Source organism: Dokdonella sp. (assembly GCF_019634775.1).
GTDB lineage: Bacteria > Pseudomonadota > Gammaproteobacteria > Xanthomonadales > Rhodanobacteraceae > Dokdonella.
The window spans coordinates 1,384,500-1,406,460 of the sequence record NZ_JAHCAS010000001.1 but is presented as its reverse complement, the minus strand read 5'-3'; the positions used below and the strand labels follow the sequence as shown (position 1 = coordinate 1,406,460).

Sequence of the window (21,961 nt, the reverse complement as noted above, 5' to 3'; positions counted from 1 at the left end):
CCCCTTCCGGGGATCGGTAGACCTGCTATCGAGCAGCTTGCACCACCCACGGACCATTGCCGTGAATGCTTGCCCAAAGGTGAGCATTGCATTCGATTCTGCCTCGGAGCGAGGAAGCCATGACATCTCCGAAGCCACCATCCACTGCAAGAGCGACTGAGATCGAAGGAGTGGTCCTCTACCGCTTAGCCCCTAGCGAGCAGCAGCCCCTGTGCGGCGGCACATGCTTGGACATTTCTCGCGTACTTGAGGCGTGGCGGCGCCCACTCATAACGGCACTCGTTCTATTTCTAGGTGCAGACGATCAAGCGGCGATTCGATTCGGCGCGACGTTTGCCTATTTCCCAATTGTTCCAACCATCGACACGCCACCCTTCCCTTCGCTTGACTGCTTCCTTGATGAACTGCCGGCCATCAACGCCTGGCTGCAGGAATGGAGTTTGAATGCAGACCGCACGCCTGACCTATGCCCGGCCTGGGCGCTACGCCATGGCATAGAACAGGGTCATGTCCGGTTCCTGGCGAGGGCAATGACAAAATCGGTCGCCATGTCACGGGACCAGATCCTAACTATTGAGTCCCTCGTTGGTCGAACCGGCGAACTGAGAATCCCTCCCAAGGAGGCGCTCTCGCCGAATTCCACGAGCCTTTCGGCTCGAGATGTCGTGGTAGTGAATAGCGTAGTGGAGCATCAGGTTGCCGTCTCAACCTCGGGAGATGTATTCCATATACCGACAAGCATCATGCCTAGAGCGGCAAGCGCAGGGGCAAAAATCGAGATCGCCGCGGCCTCGACTCGACGCGTATCCGCACAGATTGTTCGGGCCATACGAGTGGAAAAGGAGTAACCCCATCGTGAATACCGAATACGACGATGTCGCCGTTCCTGCAACCTTCCGGATGATCAACGGCGAGATCGCAATGACATACCGTGAATGCATGGCACACTGAACCGCCCCGGCTTTCGTGGAGGCTGTTTGGTTTAAGTCACACGGTTTCAGCGACCTTGGCTTCTGCGAGTCGCCGGTAGTAGTTTGCCTCAGCCTCGGCCGGCGGGATATAGCCGATCGATCCGAGGAGGCGTTGGGTGTTGAACCACGACACCCATTCCAGCGTCGCCAGTTCCACCGCCGCCTTCGTCTTCCAGGGGCCACGGCGGTGGATCAGTTCGGCCTTGTAGAGCCCGTTGATGGTCTCGGCCAGCGCGTTGTCATAGCTGTCTCCTCGGCTGCCAACGGACGGCTCGATGCCCGCTTCGGCGAGCCGCTCGCTGTAGCGAATCGACACGTACTGCGAACCCCGATCGCTGTGATGGATCAGCGTGCCGTCACGCTCCGGCTGGCGTGCGTACAGCGCCTGCTCCAGCGCATCGAGTACGAAGTCCGTCCGCATCGAGTCGCTGACCCGCCAGCCCACGATGCGGCGGGCGAACACGTCGATGACGAAGGCCACGTACAGCCAGCCCTGCCAGGTCGAAACGTAGGTGAAGTCCGACACCCACAGCTGGTTCGGCCGTTCGGCGCGGAACTGCCGGTTCACCTTGTCCTGTGGGCACGGCACGTTGCGATCACTGATCGTCGTTCGCACCGCTTTTCCGCGCATCACGCCGCGCAGGCCCTGCTGGCGCATCAGTCGCTCGACCGTGCATCGAGCCACCGTGATGCCCTCACGGCCGAGCTGTCGCCACACTTTGTTGGTGCCATAGACCTGCAGGTTGGCCCGCCATACCCGGTGGATCTCGGGAATCAGGGCCTCGTCGCGCTTCGCCCTCGCCGGGCGTCGCTCAGGCTCGCGATGGCGGGCCGCGTGTCGCCGGTAGCCGGACGGGGCGATCTGCAAGGCCCTGCAGATCGGCTCGACCCCGAACGTGCTCCGGTGCGTGGCGACAAACGTCCTCAGGGCTTCAGCCGGCGGTCGAGCTCCGCCTGGGCGAAAAAAGCACTCGCCAGCTTCAGGATCTCATTGGCCCGGCGCAGTTCCTTGATCTCGCGCTCCAGTTCCTTCATCCGCTTGGCGTCCGCGGTCGTCACGCCATCGCGCGTCCCCGCATCGACCTCGTGCTGCTTCACCCACGTCAGCAGCGTCTGCGGCACACAGCCGATCTTGGGGGCGATCGACGCCACGGCCGTCCACAGCGACGGGTACTCCCCGCGATGCTCCAGCACCATCCGGACTGCACGCTCGCGGACCTCAGGGGAAAACTTCTTCGACTTGTTCATGGCTCCATTCTCTCAAGAGTTGGAGCCTCCACGTTTCCCGGGGCGGTTCACACCATCGCCTCTGGGTTGATCATTGTGCAGCGAGAGTCGAGCGACCGATGCCAGCGCCAGCGCAGTTGAGTGCCGGATACATTCACTACAGGCTGCCGCGCAACAGTCGAGCAGCCAACCCAATGCTTGACGCGAAAACGGATCAGGTGTCACGCCCTGACAATCACGATGCGTTGGCGCATCAATCGCAAGCTGAACAATCCGACTCCATAAGCATGGAGGACGTCGCTCCAGCGATTGCCCAAAACGTTGCCCTCCTACCCGCACAAGAACTGGGCCATGTGTTGATCAATGGTATCCCTATCGCCTCGCGACCAAAGAGAGCGTTAAGCACTTTGGGTCACCTGCCGGGTGAAGTTCGATTGCTCGTTGAGCTTACCGGAGATCTGGAGCAGCATTTTCTGGCGCCACGCACGCGTATCGTTGCGCCAGGAGACTGTGTTCCATCTGGGATCATCCAGGGTATGAGAATTGAGGTGTTCAATGCGCATCGATCCAAAGTCCGCATCGTCGATGCAGGTGGCGTCGTCAAGCAGGGAGCGCTCTTTGACGAGTGCGATCCTCATGACGGATAGCCCTGCTTCGCTCTGCCACGCAACTCCAGTGCCATGCCGGTTGCCGCTAGAACCAAGCGAAGTCCCATGTCGTGAAAGACATTTTTGGTCCCTCCCCGTGTCCGGCGCAGTACCTGGATCCTGAGAAGGCCACCAGGCCCCGGCGTCGTCTCGATTTGGTCGGCGTTTATTCCTGATCGCATCAACCATTCCTCCAATTCGTGAGCCGTCCCCGCGGGCAGACTGATGGCGTGGTCACTGCCCGGGTGGGCCCAGACAAAGAACGCGTCAACAACTGAACGGTATGGTGCTTCATCCCTCGCTTCATCCACCTCTTTCCATAGCCCCTCGAGAATCCCATCGCCTTCGACGTTGCGTATCGCCCGTGGTGGGCATCGACGATTTTTGCCACCGTAGGATTTGGGAAGCAGTCGCATCCCGAGCTTTGCTTCCCAGCGTTCTGCGCACTCCACAATGAGCTCAAGATCAAAAAGCGGAGCACCTACGAGCCTTGCTGCCGCCTCCAGATTCCTCATGGACGCTGCAAGTTTGACCAAGCGGCCAATCCGCTCCGATGTCCAGTGATCCAAATCGTGTTGATCGCTGGGAGACTCCGTGGCACGCGTGGCTTCAGGTACGTTTCGCGGGTTCAAACCAAAATGGCTGAACCATGCCGAGACCTTGTCGGCATGGCGCTCCCGGAGCACGAAATCTACACCCGCCGCGGTGATACCCAGGGTGCCCGCAACGAACTGTCTGGAAAAATAGGTGTCACGCATTGAAGATGCGGCCCTGGATTGCAGAAGGGCGGGCAAGTGCATATACCACTGCAGCGTGGTCCGCCAATGTGCGTGGCCCATGGCGATGCTCACCCCATGAAGGTCCCTCGGCATCAACACCCTGCCGCATACGGCCTGGGCAGGCTCCAGACCCATTGCTTCTTGATCTCGATGGTCGAGCATCACCTTCAGGATCCGCTGTGACGCAGCAAGATGTCTGAGGCGATGGAGGCGTTCGGATCGCCGCCCCGTGGCCTCGGCAAGCGCACGTCTGATCCATTGGGCCACGGCGTCCGCCGACACGCCCTCGTCGATTCCACGTGCATTGCCGTCGTGAAGCAAGTACGTCGAACCGGGTCTCCGCGCGCCCGCGCCAAGCCGTACATCGTTGACGCGTTGTAGCACTCGCTCTCGATGCGCGACTTCCAACGCACACACCTCAAACTCCAGGGCTCGCGTGGCAGCCCGAGTTTTCAGCGGACGCATCCGGTTGGGACGAATCGTTGTCCATGCGAGTCCTCCGGGTCGCATCCCAACGTCGCGCGCCTGCAAGCCAAGCGACTCAGACAGGCGTGCTCCACCCCATGCGAGGAAGTAGGAAACCCAATCCGCACTACGCGCCATCCTGACTTGCGCAGGTTCTTCGTTCGCCGATTCCCACGCGCGACGCCGTATCGCCTCCAGGGCACGGTTGAGCTCAACAGGGAGTATCAGGTGCGCATCTGAGCTTTGTCGGCGCGGCCCCAGTTCCGAGTAGAGGATCGACAGATCCATGTCAGGCAAGTCCCAGTGTCGGCTGCAATGGCGATGGAATGACAACAACGCCGCGGCCACCTTGTGACGCGCCTTCTTCGAAGCATCGAGTGCATACAGGTATGCATCCTCCAGCCGCTCTTCGGTCCAAGTCGCCACGCTGGGATCGCCAAGCATTTCCACCAGCGCGCCGCCGATCCGGGTCAAGTAGGTTTCGATCGTGCGATAGGCGAGCGGCTTGGCGGTGCCGCCTGAACGCTGTGCCTCGGCACGAATCCAACTGCCCAGCATGCGCACGATCGGGAAGAGCCGGTCTTGTCTAAGTTGGCAATCCAATTCCTCCATGATGGCCACGCGCGCCGAGGCCGTGTTGCGTTCCGTCGCGCGGATCCGTCGTCGAGTCAGCGGCAGATGCGTGTCCTGATAGGGAGACGGAATCGCGCGGCACAGGCGCCGATACTGGAACCTCGGTGTTTCAGAGCCATCCGGGCGGAGGCCGTGGTTTAACGTCCTCTCTGGCTGGCCTGCTTCCTCTTGTTCCGCATCCGACGGGGCACGCTCTGGCCCGACTGGATCGCTGTCGATATAGGCTAGTTGCTCGGCCAGCGAGGCATGGGTTGAACCGAAGGTCCTGTCCACGGCAAAGCGAGCTGCGGGAGAGAGCTCAAAGCGATTGGCAATGGCGGCGGTGCTGCAGAGCCTGGTCAGGATGGTCTTGTCCGAATCAGTAGCACTGGTTACCCACGACGGAAGGATCTTGTGCAGCGCCCTGCCGAGTTCGTCACGCGGCGGCATGGGGTCGGATGGATAACACCGTGCAAGGTTGGCCAGCGCGAGTGCAGCATTGCCCCTCAAGATCACCACTTGGCCGTCCCCAAGGGGCACCAACAGGCAATCCACTAGGCGGCTTGAAGGCACGGCATTGGCACGCGCCCCAAGGATGGCCACCAAGCGGTCCGCATCTTCAACAAACCCAAACAAGGCAAGCGCCTCGGCGGTTCGTGCCAACTGCATCAGGAATGGTCGCTCTGGCTTCTTCTCGGAGGACCTGGCCGCGACATGCCCACGCAGCGCATGCATCTGTTGCATCGCCAGGCAGGCTCCGGGAAGGAAGGGATTGTCGAGCGGGCGCCGAATGGCGATCGGGAGCGGAATGGCAGGGTAGGCCTGCCCTGTCTTTCGGCTAACGGTGGCAAGCACCCTGCGCAACGCCCGGGTGACGGCAATTGCAGCCGGCGCATCGTCGCCCACGGCGTCGACGAGCTCGGCATGAATGCGATGGGTAGCCACACCGTCGAGTGGTTCGGCCTGTAAGGCAGATTCGGAGTTGAATGACGACGTAACCCCCGCCCTGACGAGGTCTGGATGTTCAAGCACCTGCTGGAGCGCACGGTCACGCGCCTGCCGTGCGTGGCGCCGAAGCGCAAGTTCCCACTGGCGATGGGCATCCAGCGCTGATTTCTCCATCTGCGTGAGCTGCATCGTCCAGTCGCGTAGCGCTGGATGCGGGAGCTGGTCGGCCGCTTGACGCTTGCTAGACCCGAACGGGATGACGCGCCAGCCTTGGATTCGCGCGATCTGATCAAGCCAGGGTCGGGTCTCACAGATGACTTCGGCGGGAGTGGTTGGTGACTGGCTTGAGTATGGGTAACCCACCGCATCCAGATGTCCGAGCTGACACGACATGAGGAAGGCTGGTGCGCCAGCCTCTATGCCACAGGTGCGTAGATAGGTTCGGCCCCAGTTCCATGGAAGCTGATTCCATTCCGGGGGCGATCGCACCTTGAGCGTGGCCAACGCCATCGGCTGCGGCTTGGTTGCTTCGTCGAGATCGAACAGGAGCGGAGCTGCGCCAATGCGCACCGCATCCACCATCCCCCTGCATTCGTCGTTCTCATTGGACAGAGCGGAGAGGTGGCGAAGGTATGCCTCCAGCTGTTGGCAAACCACTTTCGGCAGGGCTGCAAGCCTCGGATCGTGGGCGACATCGATCTTCTTGTCACGAAAGAGCGCCGCACCAGTTTGTAGGTCCAAGTCGTGCAAGGTCAGTTCAAATATCGCCTCCGATGGGCGATGTCCGGTGGTCACGAAGAACATCCGCGCCAAGTGATCCACCATGTGACGATGCCTGCCCACCACTTCTGAGAGGCCATCAGCAGTCCGCTTCTTGCTGGATTGGGCAAGCTCGCGCGCTGCCTCCGGGGTGAGCAACAGTTCCGAACCAACCCGACCCCCCAGCCGCTGACGGCGCGCACGGACGTGCTCTTGGAGGTGTACTGAGACCACCCGATCATAGGCATCGGCGAGATCGGAGCGGCGTGGCGCGTAATAGTGCTGGAGCGCGAGCGGACGGCCGAAGGAATCTCCACAGACAAGTTGAGCGAGGGCAAGATCACCCGTCACCTCCATGACCTGCGGTCCGAGGCTTCGCCGCAGACTGGCGGCCGTCAGCGGAACGCCGAGCGAGGCCGCAAGCTGGTCATCGGCTTCCGCGGCGAGGCGATCCAGCTCAAGCTCATCAAGCTGCGCCAGTTGCCCCAGGACCTTGCGATGCCGTATCAGCACAGCTTGTATAGGTGCAGGCATGGGCAAGCAGATGCGGTTCTCAACCGGCTCCAGCCTTTCCGCGCAGACTACTGTTCGCGCGCTGAAGTACCCCAGCGCGTCCTCGGAACCCTCTGCACCCTCGCGAGCAAGAGTCGATGCCCCAACCTTCCAGAACGCAGGAAACTCAATCACGCCGCGATCAAGGTCGATCCCCGCGCCTCCCAGGTCAGGTCGGCCAGCGCAAAGCCATCGAATACCCGCCGTTGTACGCCCGGTCAGTCCCTTGAGTAGACATACAAGGTGCCCAGGAGCGAGGGGATTGTCTCGCTCAAGGGCGGCAACCAAGGCTCGAAGGGCGGCACCGAAGACATCCGATGGCAACGCCTCGACATGGCTGGGCAGCAGCAACAAGTTGTCACTCCAGATCGCCTGCCGCGCTTCGTACTCCGCCCTTTTGCGTGAAACGGCCCCGGTTCCATACCCTGGCACGATGACCAGGTCAGTCGTGACACCAAGCTCCTCGCAAGGCTCGCCGGGGGTCGCGTCCTCGGCCGGCAACCGCCGGCGAAGAGGAAAGACTGCTGGGCGCGAGGTATGGATGTCGCCGCGATCAATGGGACGAGCCAACGAGTGGACGCGGTCACTTGGTCGTGGCGGTGCGGGCGCGGATGTCCGTTTCGCAATCGGGCGCTCCGAGACCCCACGATCGAATCGCTCGTCGGTAAGGATCTGGCGCAGCCCGTTGTTCCATGCATGGCGCAGGGATTGGTGAGGACTGGATTCGAGTCGAGACATGGCGCGAATCGCGCCCTGCATGTCTTCCACCGACTTCAACTCGGCCAGCACCGGATCAAGCACCCAAAATGCCTTTGATCGGAAGTCTCGAATGGCTGCCCGAACGGCAGACGTCAATTCGTCGGATACCGTGCACGGAAGGTGTCCCGCCGACCACCAACGACGCAACGCAATCCAGACCAGTCCCGCCAACCGGCGCAGTGCCGCAGATGCCGTCCCGTGACCGATGATCGCCCCTGCATTCCCAAACTTGCCGACTAGCAACGTGATCGAAGCGCCCTTCTCTCTTGAAGGCGTCAGCCGATCGGCCTGAAGGCGAAGCTCCTCCAGAACGTGATCAATCGCGTCACCGCCGACATGCGGACGGACCCAGGGCGCCGCCTTGAGGATCGCCTGGAGCTCGGTGTAGAGCCACACTCGCTCGATGTGGCCAGGGGCAGGAAAGATGGCGATCAGCTCGCTCGCGAGCGCGTCACGATCCGTGTCGCGTGCCAGATTCATCTCCCCACCCTGCAAGAGTGCTTGGGTCAAGATGCTATCAAGGCATGTGCCAAGGTTTGTAGTCTTTATGTCCTATTGATTGACTTCTGTCGACCGAAATGGATGCAGCGCAAGCCCCTGATATCGGTGAAATAAGGTTATTTCATGTGCCTTTGTAGTCGTCCTAGGACACTCAGATGCCACGCTCTCATAATCCCGTAGCCACCAGAATTCGCTTTGGTTTCAGTATCTTACGTATCAAAAGCCCGCCCTTGTCGCGGGTTTTTTTGTGCCCTCAATATCCACCCGGGTCGGAGCGGTCTCACCGCCTCATGAAGGCTTTACTTCGCAGCCTCCGCCAGCAGGTCGGGAATCTCGCTGGGGCTGTAGGCCACCGCCTGCGCCCACACGCCGAACCCGCCCTTCTGGTTCACCCCATCCACCCAGGCCGCAAGCGCCGCCCGCTTGGCGCGGTTCTGCTCATCGTCCACGCCCTTGATCTCCAGCACCAGCGTCGTGCCGCTGGCCAGCCGGATGATGAAATCGGGCAGGTAGCGTCGCCTCGAGCCGTTCCACAGATAGTGAATCTGGAACCCGAGATGGTCGTTCTTGACATAACTCGTTACCAGCGCGGAGGTCTCGAACACGTTGGCGGCATAGCCCTCCCAGGTGCTGTCGCCCACCACACGACTGATCTGCGACTTCTGCGTTAGTACGTTGGGCTTGGTCGTGTACCAGGTGCGCATGTAGCGGGTTGATCCGATCGGCATGTCCTCATCGAAGATCAGCTCCACCTTCTCGGTGTTGTGCTCGTACACATGGCGCAGGAGGTGCTCGACGATGCGATCGACGTTGAGCGTCAGCAGGATCCGCTTGCGCGTCGGCTCCTGGTGGAACAGGCTCGGTATCACCAGCCGCTCGGAGTCGATGAACTGCTCGACCAGGCGAATCAACTGGTGGACCAGATACTCGCGGCCGCCGCTGAAACCGTGCTGCATCCGGTCGTGGGCCTTGCGCGCCGCAAGGAAGATCAGTCGCTGCAGGCGAAAATGCTCCGGCAGCAGCTCCAGGTCGATGACGTGGATCCTGCTCCAATCCGTGGCACCGCCCAGGGCTGGCGCGATGTCGGCCGAGATCGGAGTTTCTTCCGGCTTGAGTTCCAGCGGCGTCACCTCGTCCCAGCGCACCGCCAGCACCGGCTTGACCACCGGATCCACGCGCAGCACGTTGGGCCAGCGGATTTCCAGGCTGTTGCGCTCCGGCAAGGCTTCAACCTGGACGCTGGGTTTTGGCGGCGGCGGCGGCTCACCGCCGTCATCCGCGTCCTGGAAGATCGACAGCGGCACGCCGAACACGTTGACGTACTCGGGAATGAACAGGCCGTTTTCGTCGGTTTCGTAGCTGACCCGGCGCAGGCCGCGGCCGATCACCTGCTCGCACAGCAGCTGACTGGTGAAGGCGCGCAATCCCATGATGTGGGTGACGTTCTTGGCGTCCCAGCCTTCGGACAGCATGGCCACGGAAATCACGTTCTGCAGGCTCTGCCCGGCGGTACCGCGCTTGCCGACGTTGTCCACGATCTCGCGAAGGATTTCCTCTTTCTTTCGCGCCAGCAGGTCAGCTTCACGGTCGGGCGGCAACCCCGCCGACTCGACGATGGCACGGAGCCGCTCCTCGTAATCCTTGTCGGCGGCGGCGGTTTCGCCAATCTCCGCCTTTTCCAGCACGCGAGAGTCCACGCGCAGTGTCCGTTCCGGCGCGTGCAGCTCGGGCCAGAAGGCATCACCGCTGGTGAAATAGCGTTCGATGCGGGCCGCCGTCTCGGTGCGATTGCAGACGGTGAGCATCACCGGCGGCGAAGTGTGGCCGGCCTGCGCCCACTGACTGGCGGCTTCACGCCAGTCCGCGCCCAGCAAGGTGTACGCATCCTGGACCAGCTGCGGCAGCGCGTCCTCGGGCTTTGCGCCCTTGCGGTTGAGGTCGTCTGAAACCTCCTTTTCGCGGTAGAGGTGGTAGAGCTTCGAGCGCAGCTCGCGGTTGGGCAGGGCGCTGTCGCGTACCACCACGCGCGGCGTCTTGACCAGGCCACCCTCGATGGCATCGTTCAATCCGAAATCGGACACGATCCAGCCGAACAGCCCCTCGTCGGTATTGGTCTTGCCGGTGGGCGCGAACGGCGTGGCCGACAAGTCGAAGCAGCGAATGATGCGGCGGGTCTTGTGCAGCCGGTCCAGTCCCTCGATCCAGCGCGTCGCCTCATCCAGATCGATGCCGCGCTCTTCGGCTTGCTTCTTGCTGATCTTGATGTCGGCCGGTTTGCGGTAGGCGTGATGGGCCTCGTCATTGATGACGATGATGTCCTTGCAGGACGCCAGCTTGCCGAGCACCCGTCGGGTGAATGCCTCGTCGCTTTCCGCGCCCTTTTTCACCACCGAGCGATCCGCCTGCTTCAGCGGCATCAGGGTGTGCCAGTTCTCGATCAGCACCTGCGCCTGATTGAGCTTTTGCCGCAGTGCCTCGGATGGGCACAGGCCAAACTCGTCATACACATTGGCCGGATGGCCCGGCAGCAGCACCTGCAGGCGCTCGCGCACGGTCAAGCCCGGCGCAACGATGAAGACCGCCTTGGAAAAATCCTTGTTGCGCTTGGGATAGGCGAGCGCGTTGAGCACCTGCCAGGTGATGATCATCGCCATCACCGTGGTCTTGCCGCTGCCGGTGGCCATCTTGTTGCAGATGCGCTCCCACGGGCCGCCATCGCCTTCAAGGAAGATGCCCTGCTTGAACTCTGCAGTCGCCTCTACCCACCAAATCAGCGTCTCGATGGCTTCGATCTGGCAGTAATAGAAGGGCAGCGTGCGCGCGCCACGGTCCTGCCAGTGCTCCAGCAGTCCGCGGGTGACCTGGGTGACGCCCGGATAGTCCGCCTCGCGCCAGGCTTGCACGCGTTCGCGGATGCGGTTGACGAGCTTGAGCTCTTCCACCCGCTTGGTGTTGTTGCGGGTGTCGAAGACTTCATAGGCCGCGGGACGGCGGCCTTCGACCAGCGTGAGCGTGGTGCCGACACCCTGCTGCCAGTGGCGGGCAGGTGGTTCATACGGCGAATTGATGATCAGCGATTTGCGCGCCGTCACATCTTGAATCCCGAATAGAGGGGGATCTCAAGGTGAGGCAGCCTGGCGCGGGACACCATGTCGAAGACATGTTGCCGCCAGAACGGCCACACGTTGTGCACTGCATTGTTGTCGGCAAACGCCTTGATGCATTCCTGGTCGATGTCTGCCTTCATCTCATAAACGACCAAGAAGTCCGCCTCGATCAGGAAAAAGGGTTCGGTTTCCTCCTCGCCCTCACTGGATGGGGGCACCAATCGCGTCCCAAGGGACACCAACACCTGCAGGATCGCGGCTTCCTCGCCTCCCGACTCGGGTCTTCCGGAGAAGTAACGCACCTGGCGCTTGTGCTCTTGCGTGACCGTGGCAGCAAGCTTGGCCGGGTCACGCTCAGGCCGTTCAAGGCGGCATTCGAACAGGACGATGTCCTGAATCTTAAGATTCTCCGAGGCCTGTCGAATCTGGTCCTTGATTTCAGGAGTCATGCGCAGCGACGCTCCCGGTAGTCATCAAAACGAACGCATACGCCCTGGCCACTCAGCTGGGCGGATTGCAGTTGTACCTGAGAAATCCCAATTGACCCGCCCTGCACGTACCCGGCGCCAGCGACCCAGCCCCCGTTAGCGATCCCGGCCTCGATTCGCAGGAAGTCCATCACTCCGGGAACGAAATCGGCAACCTTAAGCAGCCGATCCATCGCGACACTCTGCATCACGTCGCCACGCTCGTACTTGGAGAATGCGTTTGCTCCGCCGCCAAAGACTTCCGATGCCTGCGACTGGGTCAACCCAAGACGTTCGCGCACGCCACGGATCTGTGCGCCCGTCAGCAATCCATCATGGGCGCGCTTGGTGTCCGCGATTTTCAACTGGTTGCGCCGGATCTGATCGGTGAAGACCGGATCGGCTCCACACGCATCGCAGCGGTAACACTCCAAGTCGGCCACGTGAAGCATCACGTCGCCATGGCGGAAGTCGCCTTCCCAGGTCGCGGGGTGCAAGGTGCCGCTGCCACACTCGGTGCAAGTCAGGGTCTGGGTCATAGCTATCTGTGTTGATGGAAGGAGCAGAGTTCGATGACCAATACGTCATCGTCCATCCGAAACTTCACGTAAAGGTTGTCTGGTGCACGTCCCGGCAATCCCCAGGACAGCTTGTACACGTCATGCCAGGCACCGCGAGGCGTGTACCTCTCGGAGTGCGAGAAATCGATCGGGCGGAGTGAGCTCAGACATTTGCAAACTTCTTCCAGGCCGTAGCCGAGATTGGCCACGTCGATTTGGACACGAGTACCTGCGTAGTGCACCGACTCGCGACTGGCCAACTCATACACTCGGGAGAGTGAATAGTCAGCATCGGTCTTCCTCTCAGGGGGCTGGGTAACCATTATGGTTAGTCTACCTTAACCCAGTCAATCCACCGGGAGCACTTTGAGCGACTCGATGCCCCGGTCGTCCACGATCTTCACTGCCACCTTGCGGTTCTCGCCAATCTCAAAAGGTAATGAGACGGTGCCGTGCAGCTTGTCCAGCAGGGCCTCGTTGAGTTCGGCCTTGATGTCTTTCTTGAGCTTGTGCCAGCCGTCCTTGGCGCCGGCCATGGGGAAGAACACCTGGCGCGGGAACAGGCTGCGTTCGTCGTAGTCGGTATCCAGGCTCCAAGCGGCGATCTTGTTCTTGCCGCCGGATTTCAGCTCGCCGGTGCTGGTGTCGAAGTAGTCGAAGCCGTTGACCTCGACCTCCCACTTGCCGTCCTTGCGCTGGCGCAGCTCCACATCGGGCTGGCCCATCAGCCAGAAGCTCTGGTTGCTGGAGCGTGCCTTCTTGAGGTCTTCGGTCAAAAGATCGGTGTTCATCTGCGCCTTCAGCGCCACGATGCCCTTGGTGGCGTCGATGTCCTTGGCCGCTTCCGGGTCGAAGGTGAAGGCGCAGAACACGATCATCTTCGGCCGCGGGAACAGCTCGCCGGCCTCGCGCATGGCCAGCTCCACCTGGCGCTGCTCCAGCGCGGCGTGCTCGGGGCCGAAGCTGACCACCACGCGCTCGCCGCTGTCCAGGTGACCGGAGCAGTGCAGATAGCGGGTGTCGGGCAGGGTTTGCAGCTCGGCGAACTTGAGCATCTGCCCGCCCTTGCCGCGGATGCCGGTTTTCAGCAGTTCGTCGCGCCAGCCGTGCTGGCGCAGCGATTCGCCGGAGCGCGCCACGCTGGCGTCGGCTTCCCACTTCAACTCCCCTCTCCCGCCTGCGGGAGAGGGGTTGGGGGTGAGGGTCTCCAGCGCCAGCACGCTTGGGAAGGGCACCGCCTCCACCGTGAACGGGCCGGTGATGCGCAGCTTGTCCTTCGATACCGTGGGCTGGTCGTACAGGGTTTCCTGCTCGGCGTGGGCGGCGATGGAGGCATCCATCTTCTGCTGCATGGCCTGACGCGCGGCGTGGAAGGCATCGAAGGCCGCGCGTGCGCCCGCCTGCCAGTCGGCGGGGAAGTCGAACGGCACCTCCCATTCGAGCAGGGCGCCGCCCTTGGCGAAATCGAGCACCTGCCCCTTGCGCCCGCCTTCGCCCACCTTGAACGGCGCGCCGGCGGATGTCAGCGCGGCATTGAGCTTGCCCAGCGCCGCGTCGATGGCCGGGTGCATCGCTTCAAAGATGGTGTCGATATCCGGGTTGTTGGCGATCGACTTCAGCGTCACATGCGGCACGGTCTTGTAGATGAAGCCGCCGCGCAGGCCTTCATGCGGGTACTTGAGTTCGTAGTAGTCGTAGCTCGCGGTCATCAGCCGCTGCTTGGCCAGCGTCACCGCCACGCGCGAGGTGTCGCAGGTGATCCAACGCCGGCCCCACTTCTCGGCGACAAAGGCGGTGGTACCGGAACCGCAGGTGGGGTCGAGCACGAGGTCGCCGGGGTCGGTGGTCATTAGCAGGCAGCGTTCAACGATCTTCGCGGCAGTCTGGACAACGTATACCTTCGGATCGGTAGAGCTAGCGCCACTACTAGTGTCTTCCCAGTAATTGGCGTATGCGACAGCCGGAAAATCCCGGAGGAACCGGCGGTACATGAGCACCGAACCACCTCGCAGTATGCGGCCTGCCTTTACAAGTCTGGGGAAGCCAGCTTCGCCTGTTTTCCAGTACCCGGTTTTTGGCTTGAACTCCTGTCCTTGAAAACGCACCGGGAAATCTCCCGGGGGTCGCTGAGAAACCAATGTGTCTATTGAGAAGATTCGGTCGTTGGCGTTGTCGGTCGAAGTTGCCCGCGCTGTGCTGCCGTTATCTCTCAGAATGTACTGATATTTATCGGCACCGAATCCTCCAACTTCCTTCTCCCGGAAGAGTTGCCGATATTTGATCCTCGAAATTTCCCTTGCGTACACCAAGACATAGTCAAGCGTACCGGACAACCCAACGGCTGTCTGTGCAGACGTCTTCTTGACGGCAATCTGAGAAAAACAATTCTGTGGAAGGAATATCTCGTCGAGTAGATTTCGCGCCAGATGCACATTCTCGTCGCCGATCTGCACACAGACGCTGCCCGACTCATGCAGCAGTTCCTTCGCCAGCAGCAGCCGGTCGCGCAGATAGGTCAGGTAGGAATGGATGCCCAGCTCCCAGGTGTCCCGGAACGCCTTGATCATCTCCGGCTCTTGCGTCAGGTCTTCGTCCTTCCTGTCCTTCACGTCGCGCTTGTTGACGAAGGGCTGGAAGTTCGAGCCGTATTTGATGCCGTAGGGCGGGTCGATGTAGATCATCTGCACCTGACCTGCCATGCCCTCCTTCTGCAGCAGTGAGTTCATCACCAGCAGCGAGTCGCCGGCCACCAGCCGGTTGGCCCAGCCGCGGTCGTGCTTGTAGAACTCGATGGCCTCGCGGTAGGGCAGCGGCTCCTCGAACCAGGCGCGGAACATGTCCGCGGTGCCGCCGTGTTCGCCCTTGTCCTTCTGCATGCGCTTGCGCACCACGGCCAGCAGGCTGGCCGGGTCGATGCGTTCGTGCACGTGCAGGCTGACGGTATCCACCTCGAAACGGGTGCGCTCGGCCTTGCCGGCCCAGTTGAGGTAGGGCGCGGCCATGCGCTTCAAGGTTTCCAGCGCGGCGCGCTGGGTATCGGCATCGCCACTGACCAGCGCGTCGTCGATCAATGTTTCGACCGTGGCGCGCGCGCTGTCGAACTGCAGCGCCGGGTCGATGTGTGGGTCGTAGGTCAGGGTGGTCTTGGGCTGCTCGGGGTCGGTTTCCGGCGTCACCACGCCCACGTCCGGGTTGTTGCGGCGCTTCTGGTCGTGCTGGTAGGCGATGACCTTCGCGCCTTCTTCGCCCTTGCGCGGCGCCTTGGTCGGCTCGCCGGGCTTGCGCGACGGCAGCGGCAGGCCGGCCTGCTGCGGTTTGGGGGCCTTGGCCGATTCGGGGATGGCCTGCGCTTCCAGCGTCAACGCCGGAGCGGTGTCGAGTACGCGACGCACGGATCCGCCGCGGCCGCGGCCGGTGAGAACCTGCCCGTCCGCTACCAGCGCGTCACGCGCAAGAAAATACTCGCCTTCGTCCACCTCGGCGCCGAGCCTTGCGGCAATCTGCTCGCGCAGCCGCGCGTTGCCGGTGGCGCTGCCATCGTCGGGCAACAGGTCGAGTATCGCTGCGCGGATGTCCGCCGCCGCCGCCTTGGCCATTGCTGAGGTCCCCTGATCCTCTCCCACGAAGCCTTGATCTTACCTGCCGGGTTGAATCGCTTCATGGGTCGGTGGAACAAGGGCTTTTCGTGTGACCCTGCAGTCGTGACATGGCATCCAAATGCCGCACGCCCACGATAGTCCCGCTGTGGCCACCAACAACCTGCTGTTTCTGTTTGGTGTTTGTCCCCGGGCCGGTCGGGCCGCCGCGCCCATGCGCCGGCGGTCGGGGTGGTCAGCAAAGCTTCGGCCGCCGCACCGGACGACCTTAGCCCTGCGTGCAGGCGGCACGTGGCTCGTGGCCGCGACGGCGTGTGGTTGGCGCCTCGGCTCGCGTGCGAGGCGACGAAGTGCCGGCAGCTACTCGAAGCCGTCGAAGAAGATCACGCAGGACCGGAACCAAGGGTTGCTGGCCGTCGCCACGTCCCAGGCCGGATGCGAAACAAAGGTCGTGGACGGGAACGCGTTAGGGCACAGGTTGGATCCACCGGGCGCGAGTGCGCTCGGCGATGGCGGCTCGGGCAGCGGGCCGCTCAACTGATTGATGCCCACCGTGAACACGACCAGCGAGGACAGGCCGGTCAACGCGGGCAGCGGACCGGTCAGGCGATTGTTCGCCACCTGGAACGTGTTCAGCTCAGCGAGCCCGGTGAGCGCCGGAATGCCGCCGCTGAACTGATTGTTGCTCAAGCCGACGACGTTGAGGTTCGGAAAGCTGCTGAACTCGGGCAAGGTCCCCGACAGTAGGTTGGTGCCAAGATTCAACGAGCGCAGCAGCGGCGAGCCGGCGAGCGACGGGATCGGTCCGGTCAACGCGTTATGCGCCGCGCTGAAGGCTTCGAGCTGGCTCAGGCCCTGAAACGACGGCAGCGGGCCGGTCAGCAGGTTGCGACTGAAATCCAGGCGCCGGATCGCGGCAAGCCCGGTCAGTGGCGGAATCGTCCCGCTCAGCTGGTTGTCGCCGACGGAGAAGTTTTCCAGGTTGCTCAATCCGGCCAGCGTCGGCAGGGTGCCGGTCAGCTGGTTGCTGCTGGCATCGAAGTACAGCAGCGCGTTGAGTCCACTCAGCGACGGCAGCGTTCCACTGAGCTCGTTGTAGCCGACCGCGAAGCTCTGCAGGTTGACCAGTCCGGTCAAGGGCGGAATCGACCCGGTCAGCTGGTTGTGCGCAGCACCGAAGAAGAGCAGGTTGTCCAGGCCGGCCAGCGCCGGCAGTGATCCCGTGAACTGATTGATGTCGAGCTCGACGCTGGCCAGTTGGCTCAGCCCGGAAAGGTCGGGAATCGGTCCACTCAGCTGATTTCCGGAAAGCGCGAGGATACGCAACTGCGACAGCGCTCCCAGGGCCGGCAAGCTTCCGCTCAGTCCGTTCTGGTACAGCTGGATCGAGGTGACGTTGGTGCCCGCTGCGTTGCAGCCCACGCCGAACGCGCCGCAATCCGGACCAGGTGCCGCCCAGCCGGTGCGGTCGATCCATCCCGGGCCGTTCGTGCTGTTGTAGAGATCGATCAACACCTGACGCTCGGCCGGCAGCAGCTGTGCGAACGCCGGCACGCCCGGCAGCGCGATCAGCACGGCGAGCGTCGATCGAAGCAGCCGTGAACCGGCACCGCGCGAAATGGAGAAACGTGGGATGCCCATGACCTTTGTCTCACCCAGGCAGAGGATGCCGGCCGTTCCGTGCCGTGTCGCCAGTGCCGCGATGCTCGCAGCTGCGCGTCGGCCACGAGCAGACCTGCGTCACGCTTTGTACCGCCGGAAGCTGCACCTGCCGCCGGCAGGGCGAAGCACGGGCGCATGCGCAGGGATCTGCGCCCGCACAGGATGCTGACGCCGTTGTGGGATTGATCAGAACGTCCCTTGCGGTTCGACGACGCCCCGAGTGATGCCTGGGCGTGGCGGTCCAATGACGCGCGGCAGCCGCCAGCAACGGACCTGGCCCGATCGCTCGCCACCTTGCGTTCTTGTCCGGCGTACCCCGCAGCGGAACCCGAGCCATGCCACGCATCTGCCCAAACCCGCCCAGCGTGCTCGCCTGCACGATCCTGACCGCGCTCACGCTGGCGACGACGCCGCACGCGAGCCTGGCCAGCGACGCGATCAACGACACCGGCCAGACCCGCTTCTACGATGCAACCGCGCATGCACCGGGCGGTGAACCGCCCAATTTCCCCGGCCAGGACGCGCGCTTCGGGCGCGATGCGGCGAACGCGGATGGTGTGCTGGTGAAAACCGGCGGCGGTGATGCCGGTTTCGACTTCACCAAGCTCGGTGCCGACGGCCAGCCGCTGGCGATCCAGAACCAGCCCTGGGCGCGCGACGGCAACGGGTTCGACAACGGCAGCGAGGCCGCCGGTACGCGCTGGAGCTGCGTGCGCGACAACGTCACCGGGCTGACCTGGGAGGTGAAGACGTATCGCCCCACGCCGGACCTGCACGACCGCGAGTGGACGTATGGCTGGTACAGCAGCCTGGCGCGACCGGACGGCACCGCCAACGGCAACAACGGCGGCGACGCCGGCGGGGCGAACAGAGGCACCTGTCTGGACAAATACCACCCGGACGACAACCCCAGCGGCGCGTATTGCGATACCGCCGGCTTCGTGGCGGCGGTCAACGCTGTCGGCCTGTGCGGCGCCAACGACTGGCGCATGCCCAGCGCGCAGGAATTGCACGGACTGGTGCACTTCGGCCGGCACTGGCCAGCCATCGACGTGAGCCATTTCCCGAACACGCCCGGTGACTTCGGCAATCCGCAGATCTCGGTTCCGAACGTGACCTGGACCGGATCGCCCAGTGCCCATTCCAGCAGCTACGCCCATTCGGTCTATTTCGATCACGGCTACCTCGCCGTTGACAACTACAAGACCTATTCCGCCTCGGTGCGCCTGGTCCGGACAACGCCATGACCACGCACGATCCGATCCCGTCCGCCACGGAAGCCACTGTCATGATCCATCGCACCGCAGCCCTGCTCCTCGCCATCGTCGCCTTCGCGCTGCCGGGCAGCGTGGAGGCCGTGTCTTGTTCTTCGAACGTCACGCCGAGTACTCCGGACGAGGATTTCCAGATCGACGCCGACGGCACCGCGCAGCACCTGCCCACGGGGCTGATGTGGATGCGTTGCGATCTGGGCCAGACCTGGACCGGCACCACCTGCGCCGGAAGTTCCGCGACATTCACCTCATGGGGCGCGGGTATGCGCGCCGTGCGTGACATCAATGCGGGCGTGTCCGATCTGGATGGCGATGGTGCCGCCGGTTTCGCCGGTCATGTCGATTGGCGCGTGCCCAACATCAAGGAATGGCTATCGATCCGTGAAAACTGCCGCCATACCCCGGCACTCAACAACATCGTGTTTCCCAATGCGCCGCTGGCTGCCTCGCATTACTCCTCGACCACCGACGACAAGAGTCCGATGATGGTCTGGAGATTCGACACACAGTTCGGTTCCGCAGGCTTGATTCTCAAGGACGATAACATCCCGCGCTTCATGCGCCTGGTGCGCGGCGGCAACGGCAGCAGCAGCTACGTCGCCACCGGACGCATCTTCGCGCACGGCTTCGAGTAACGGCGCGGGCGGCCACCGAGGTGCACTCGTCGAGGCTCGCCGGCACAGCCGGTCCAGCCGCGCATGGCCACGCCGCACGCCGTATCGGCGTCGGCCGCTCAGCGGTAGATCTGGTACAGCAGCAGATAGACCGCGACACCTGACAGCGATACGTACATCCACAGCGGCCAGGTCCAGCGCGCCCAGCGGCGATGGCGGTCGTCGCGCCGACGCAGGCCGAGCACGGCGGTGACGAGGATCATCGGCAGGGCGGCGGCGGCGAGCACGACGTGGCTGATCAGAAGGGCGTAGTAGACCGGGCGCACGAGGCCGGTGCCACGGAACACGAAGATCGGCGAAGTGACGTGGTAGACGATGTAGCCGATCAGGAACAATGCCGAGACGACGAGCGCCGCCAGCATGGCGCGGCGATGCGCGGCGATCCTGCGCTGTGCGATCAGCACGCGCGCGACCACCAGCAGCACCCCGCTGATCGCGTTGAGCGTGGCATTGACGTGCGGAAGCACATTGGCGGGATCCATCGCTGCCCCAGTGACGCCGGCCCATTGCCGACCGCGCGTGATGATCGCCGCGCCCGGCCACGCCGTTGATGACCTGGATCAAGGAGTGCGCGCACGGTGCATCGCAAGCTGCACCCTGGAATGCAGGAGACCGATATGGCCTCGACCCGCTTGAAGTGGCTGCTGCTGATGGCCGTCGCCGGCTCGACGGCCTTGGCGGTGCGTGTCATCGGCGACCGCGATCGTGTAGATACCGATCGCTGGCAGTCGGCGCCGGCGGACGTGCAGGGTGTGCTCTGGCCGGTGGCAAGACCGGTTGCGCCGTTCTCGATGCGCACCCAGCACGACGAGCCCTTCGGCCGCGAACAACTGCTCGGGCAGTGGAACTTCGTCGCGTTCGGCTTCCTGCAATGCCCCGATGTCTGCCCGACCACCTTGCAGACGCTCAAGCAGCTGCGCGGCCTGCTGGCGACGGCCGACGGCAAGGTGCACGAGCGCTTCCTGTTCGTCACCGTCGATCCGCACAATGACAGCATCGAGCGGCTCGGACCTTACCTCGCCCATTTCGATCCGGCCTTCATCGGCCTGGTCGGCGACGATGCACAACTGGCCGGTTTCGCCCGTTCGGCTGCGGCCATGTACGCCGAAAGCCGCGACAGCCGCAGCGTGCGCAGCATGGATCACACCACTTCGATCATCGTCATCGACCCGGACGGGAACGTGGTTGCCTCGCTGCCGATGCCGGCCGAACCGCAGCGGCTGCTCGACCAGTACCGTCGCCTGCGCGCACACCTGACCGGTTGAGCGGCGGCGTCAGCCGAGGGTCGGCCGCCGCCCGCACTCGTGGGCGAGCAGCAGCACGGCGCTGAGCAGCAGCACGGCACCGCCTTGGTGCAGGGTGCCGAGGCTGACCGGCACGTACAGCAGCAACGTGGCGATACCGAGCGAAACCTGCAGCAGGGCGGCGCCGAGCAACAGGTCGAGCGCGCGGCGCTGGCGGCTGTCGGCGACGCGGAAGCGCCAGGATCCCCAGCCGGCCAGCACGATCGCCAGCGTGGCAATGGCCAGGCAGCGATGCACGAACTGCAGGAAGGTCGGGTTCTCGAACAGGTTGCGCCAGAGCGGCTCCTGCACCAGCAGACCTTCCGGTATCCAGCGTCCGGCCATCAGTGGAAACGTGTTGTAGGCATAGCCGGCGCGCTGGCCGGCAACGAAGGCGCCATACAGGATGGTCAGCGCCACCATGGCGAGCAGCAGACGACTGAAGCGGCGCAGGGCCGAATCATGGTCCGCGGCGGTCCGCCGCGGCCGCAGCAGGCGCAGGGCGAGCCGCAGCATCGCGGCGAAGATCAGCAATGCCAGACCGAGGTGTGCGGCGAGCCGGTACGCACTGACCCGCGGCATGTCGACCAGGCCACTCTTGACCATGTACCAACCCATGTATCCCTGTGCCGCGCCGAGCAGCAGGATGCCGAGCAGCGGCCCATGCGTGCCTGCGGGGATGCGTCGGCGCCACCAGAACCAGGCCAACGGCAGTGCGAACAGCAGGCCGAGCGCGCGCGCGAGCAGCCGATGGCCGTACTCGAACCAGAAGATCGTGCGGAACTCGTCGAGCGACATGCCGCGATTGACCTGCTGGTACTGCGGGCTGTCGCGATAGCGGTCGAACTCGGCCAGCCAGGCCGCCTCACCGATCGGCGGCAGCACGCCGGTCACCGGACGCCAGTCGACGATCGACAGGCCCGACTCGGTCAACCGGGTCGCGCCGCCGAGCATGACGAGGGCGAACAGGGTCACGCAGCACGCCAGCAGCCAGACACCGACCGCGCGCGCATCCGCTTCGACACCGCGTTCCACAAGCATGTCCGTCCGCACCTGTTCGCTCCAGTGACGAGTCCGCGATGTTGCATCGTGTCAAAGCCGGCCGGCAATGCCTGGCG

The 21,961-nt window shown here is 63.3% G+C and carries 14 protein-coding genes and 1 other annotated feature; of the genes, 3 read left to right on the top strand and 11 right to left on the bottom strand.

Going from position 1 to position 21,961, the window contains the following annotated elements:
• Nucleotides 1-987: 987 nt before the first annotated feature.
• The 9 genes from KF907_RS06050 to KF907_RS06015 form a co-directional block, all read right to left on the bottom strand.
• A protein-coding gene (locus KF907_RS06050; protein ID WP_472843823.1) for an IS3 family transposase occupies nucleotides 988-2,219 on the bottom strand; the annotation gives its coding sequence in 2 pieces (ribosomal slippage) (nucleotides 988-1,940 and nucleotides 1,940-2,219; 1,233 coding nt in all).
• Nucleotides 1,825-1,941, bottom strand: a sequence feature (AL1L pseudoknot). Its footprint overlaps the gene before it by 117 nt.
• Before the next feature lie 377 nt (nucleotides 2,220-2,596).
• Entirely contained in the window at nucleotides 2,597-2,836 is a 240-nt protein-coding gene (locus tag KF907_RS06045; protein ID WP_291219036.1) for a hypothetical protein, read from the bottom strand.
• Nucleotides 2,833-8,199: a hypothetical protein gene (locus tag KF907_RS06040; protein ID WP_291219035.1), complete on the bottom strand. Its 5,367-nt coding sequence runs from the start codon at nucleotides 8,197-8,199 to the stop codon at nucleotides 2,833-2,835. The genes KF907_RS06045 and KF907_RS06040 overlap by 4 nt, the downstream gene beginning before the upstream one ends.
• A 320-nt stretch (nucleotides 8,200-8,519) precedes the next feature.
• Nucleotides 8,520-11,312: a BPTD_3080 family restriction endonuclease gene (locus tag KF907_RS06035; RefSeq protein WP_291219033.1), complete on the bottom strand. Its 2,793-nt coding sequence runs from the start codon at nucleotides 11,310-11,312 to the stop codon at nucleotides 8,520-8,522.
• Complete coding sequence (locus KF907_RS06030) at nucleotides 11,309-11,776, bottom strand: hypothetical protein (protein WP_291219031.1); 468 nt, start codon at nucleotides 11,774-11,776, stop codon at nucleotides 11,309-11,311. Before KF907_RS06030 ends, KF907_RS06035 begins: the two co-directional genes overlap by 4 nt.
• A complete protein-coding gene (locus tag KF907_RS06025) occupies nucleotides 11,773-12,333 on the bottom strand; it encodes a type II toxin-antitoxin system MqsA family antitoxin (protein WP_291219030.1) in 561 nt (186 codons plus the stop codon). Before KF907_RS06025 ends, KF907_RS06030 begins: the two co-directional genes overlap by 4 nt.
• Before the next feature lie 2 nt (nucleotides 12,334-12,335).
• Nucleotides 12,336-12,677, bottom strand: a complete 342-nt coding sequence (locus KF907_RS15425) for a type II toxin-antitoxin system MqsR family toxin (protein ID WP_472843826.1) — start codon at nucleotides 12,675-12,677, stop codon at nucleotides 12,336-12,338.
• Nucleotides 12,678-12,701: 24 nt separating this feature from the next.
• Nucleotides 12,702-15,950: a site-specific DNA-methyltransferase gene (locus tag KF907_RS06020; protein WP_291219029.1), complete on the bottom strand. Its 3,249-nt coding sequence runs from the start codon at nucleotides 15,948-15,950 to the stop codon at nucleotides 12,702-12,704.
• Between the two features lie 360 nt (nucleotides 15,951-16,310).
• Entirely contained in the window at nucleotides 16,311-17,591 is a 1,281-nt protein-coding gene (locus KF907_RS06015; protein WP_291219028.1) for a leucine-rich repeat domain-containing protein, read from the bottom strand.
• Nucleotides 17,592-17,947: 356 nt separating this feature from the next.
• On the opposite strand from KF907_RS06015, the gene KF907_RS06010 reads away from it, so the two are divergent.
• Both KF907_RS06010 and KF907_RS06005 read left to right on the top strand, forming a co-directional pair.
• Nucleotides 17,948-18,859 carry an Lcl C-terminal domain-containing protein gene (locus KF907_RS06010; RefSeq protein ID WP_291219026.1) on the top strand — a complete coding sequence of 304 codons (912 nt, stop codon included), beginning with the start codon at nucleotides 17,948-17,950 and terminating at the stop codon, nucleotides 18,857-18,859.
• Entirely contained in the window at nucleotides 18,856-19,521 is a 666-nt protein-coding gene (locus tag KF907_RS06005) for an Lcl C-terminal domain-containing protein (protein WP_291219025.1), read from the top strand. The genes KF907_RS06010 and KF907_RS06005 overlap by 4 nt, the downstream gene beginning before the upstream one ends.
• A 98-nt stretch (nucleotides 19,522-19,619) precedes the next feature.
• Here the strand turns inward: KF907_RS06005 and KF907_RS06000 are convergent, their stop codons facing one another.
• Nucleotides 19,620-20,042, bottom strand: coding sequence for a DUF420 domain-containing protein (locus tag KF907_RS06000; protein WP_291219024.1), 423 nt, complete (start codon nucleotides 20,040-20,042; stop codon nucleotides 19,620-19,622).
• Between the two features lie 135 nt (nucleotides 20,043-20,177).
• On the opposite strand from KF907_RS06000, the gene KF907_RS05995 reads away from it, so the two are divergent.
• Nucleotides 20,178-20,825: an SCO family protein gene (locus KF907_RS05995; protein ID WP_291219023.1), complete on the top strand. Its 648-nt coding sequence runs from the start codon at nucleotides 20,178-20,180 to the stop codon at nucleotides 20,823-20,825.
• Nucleotides 20,826-20,834: 9 nt separating this feature from the next.
• On the opposite strand, the gene KF907_RS05990 is transcribed toward KF907_RS05995, so the two are convergent.
• Complete coding sequence (locus tag KF907_RS05990) at nucleotides 20,835-21,884, bottom strand: COX15/CtaA family protein (protein WP_291219022.1); 1,050 nt, start codon at nucleotides 21,882-21,884, stop codon at nucleotides 20,835-20,837.
• Between the last annotated feature and the right edge of the window lie 77 nt (nucleotides 21,885-21,961).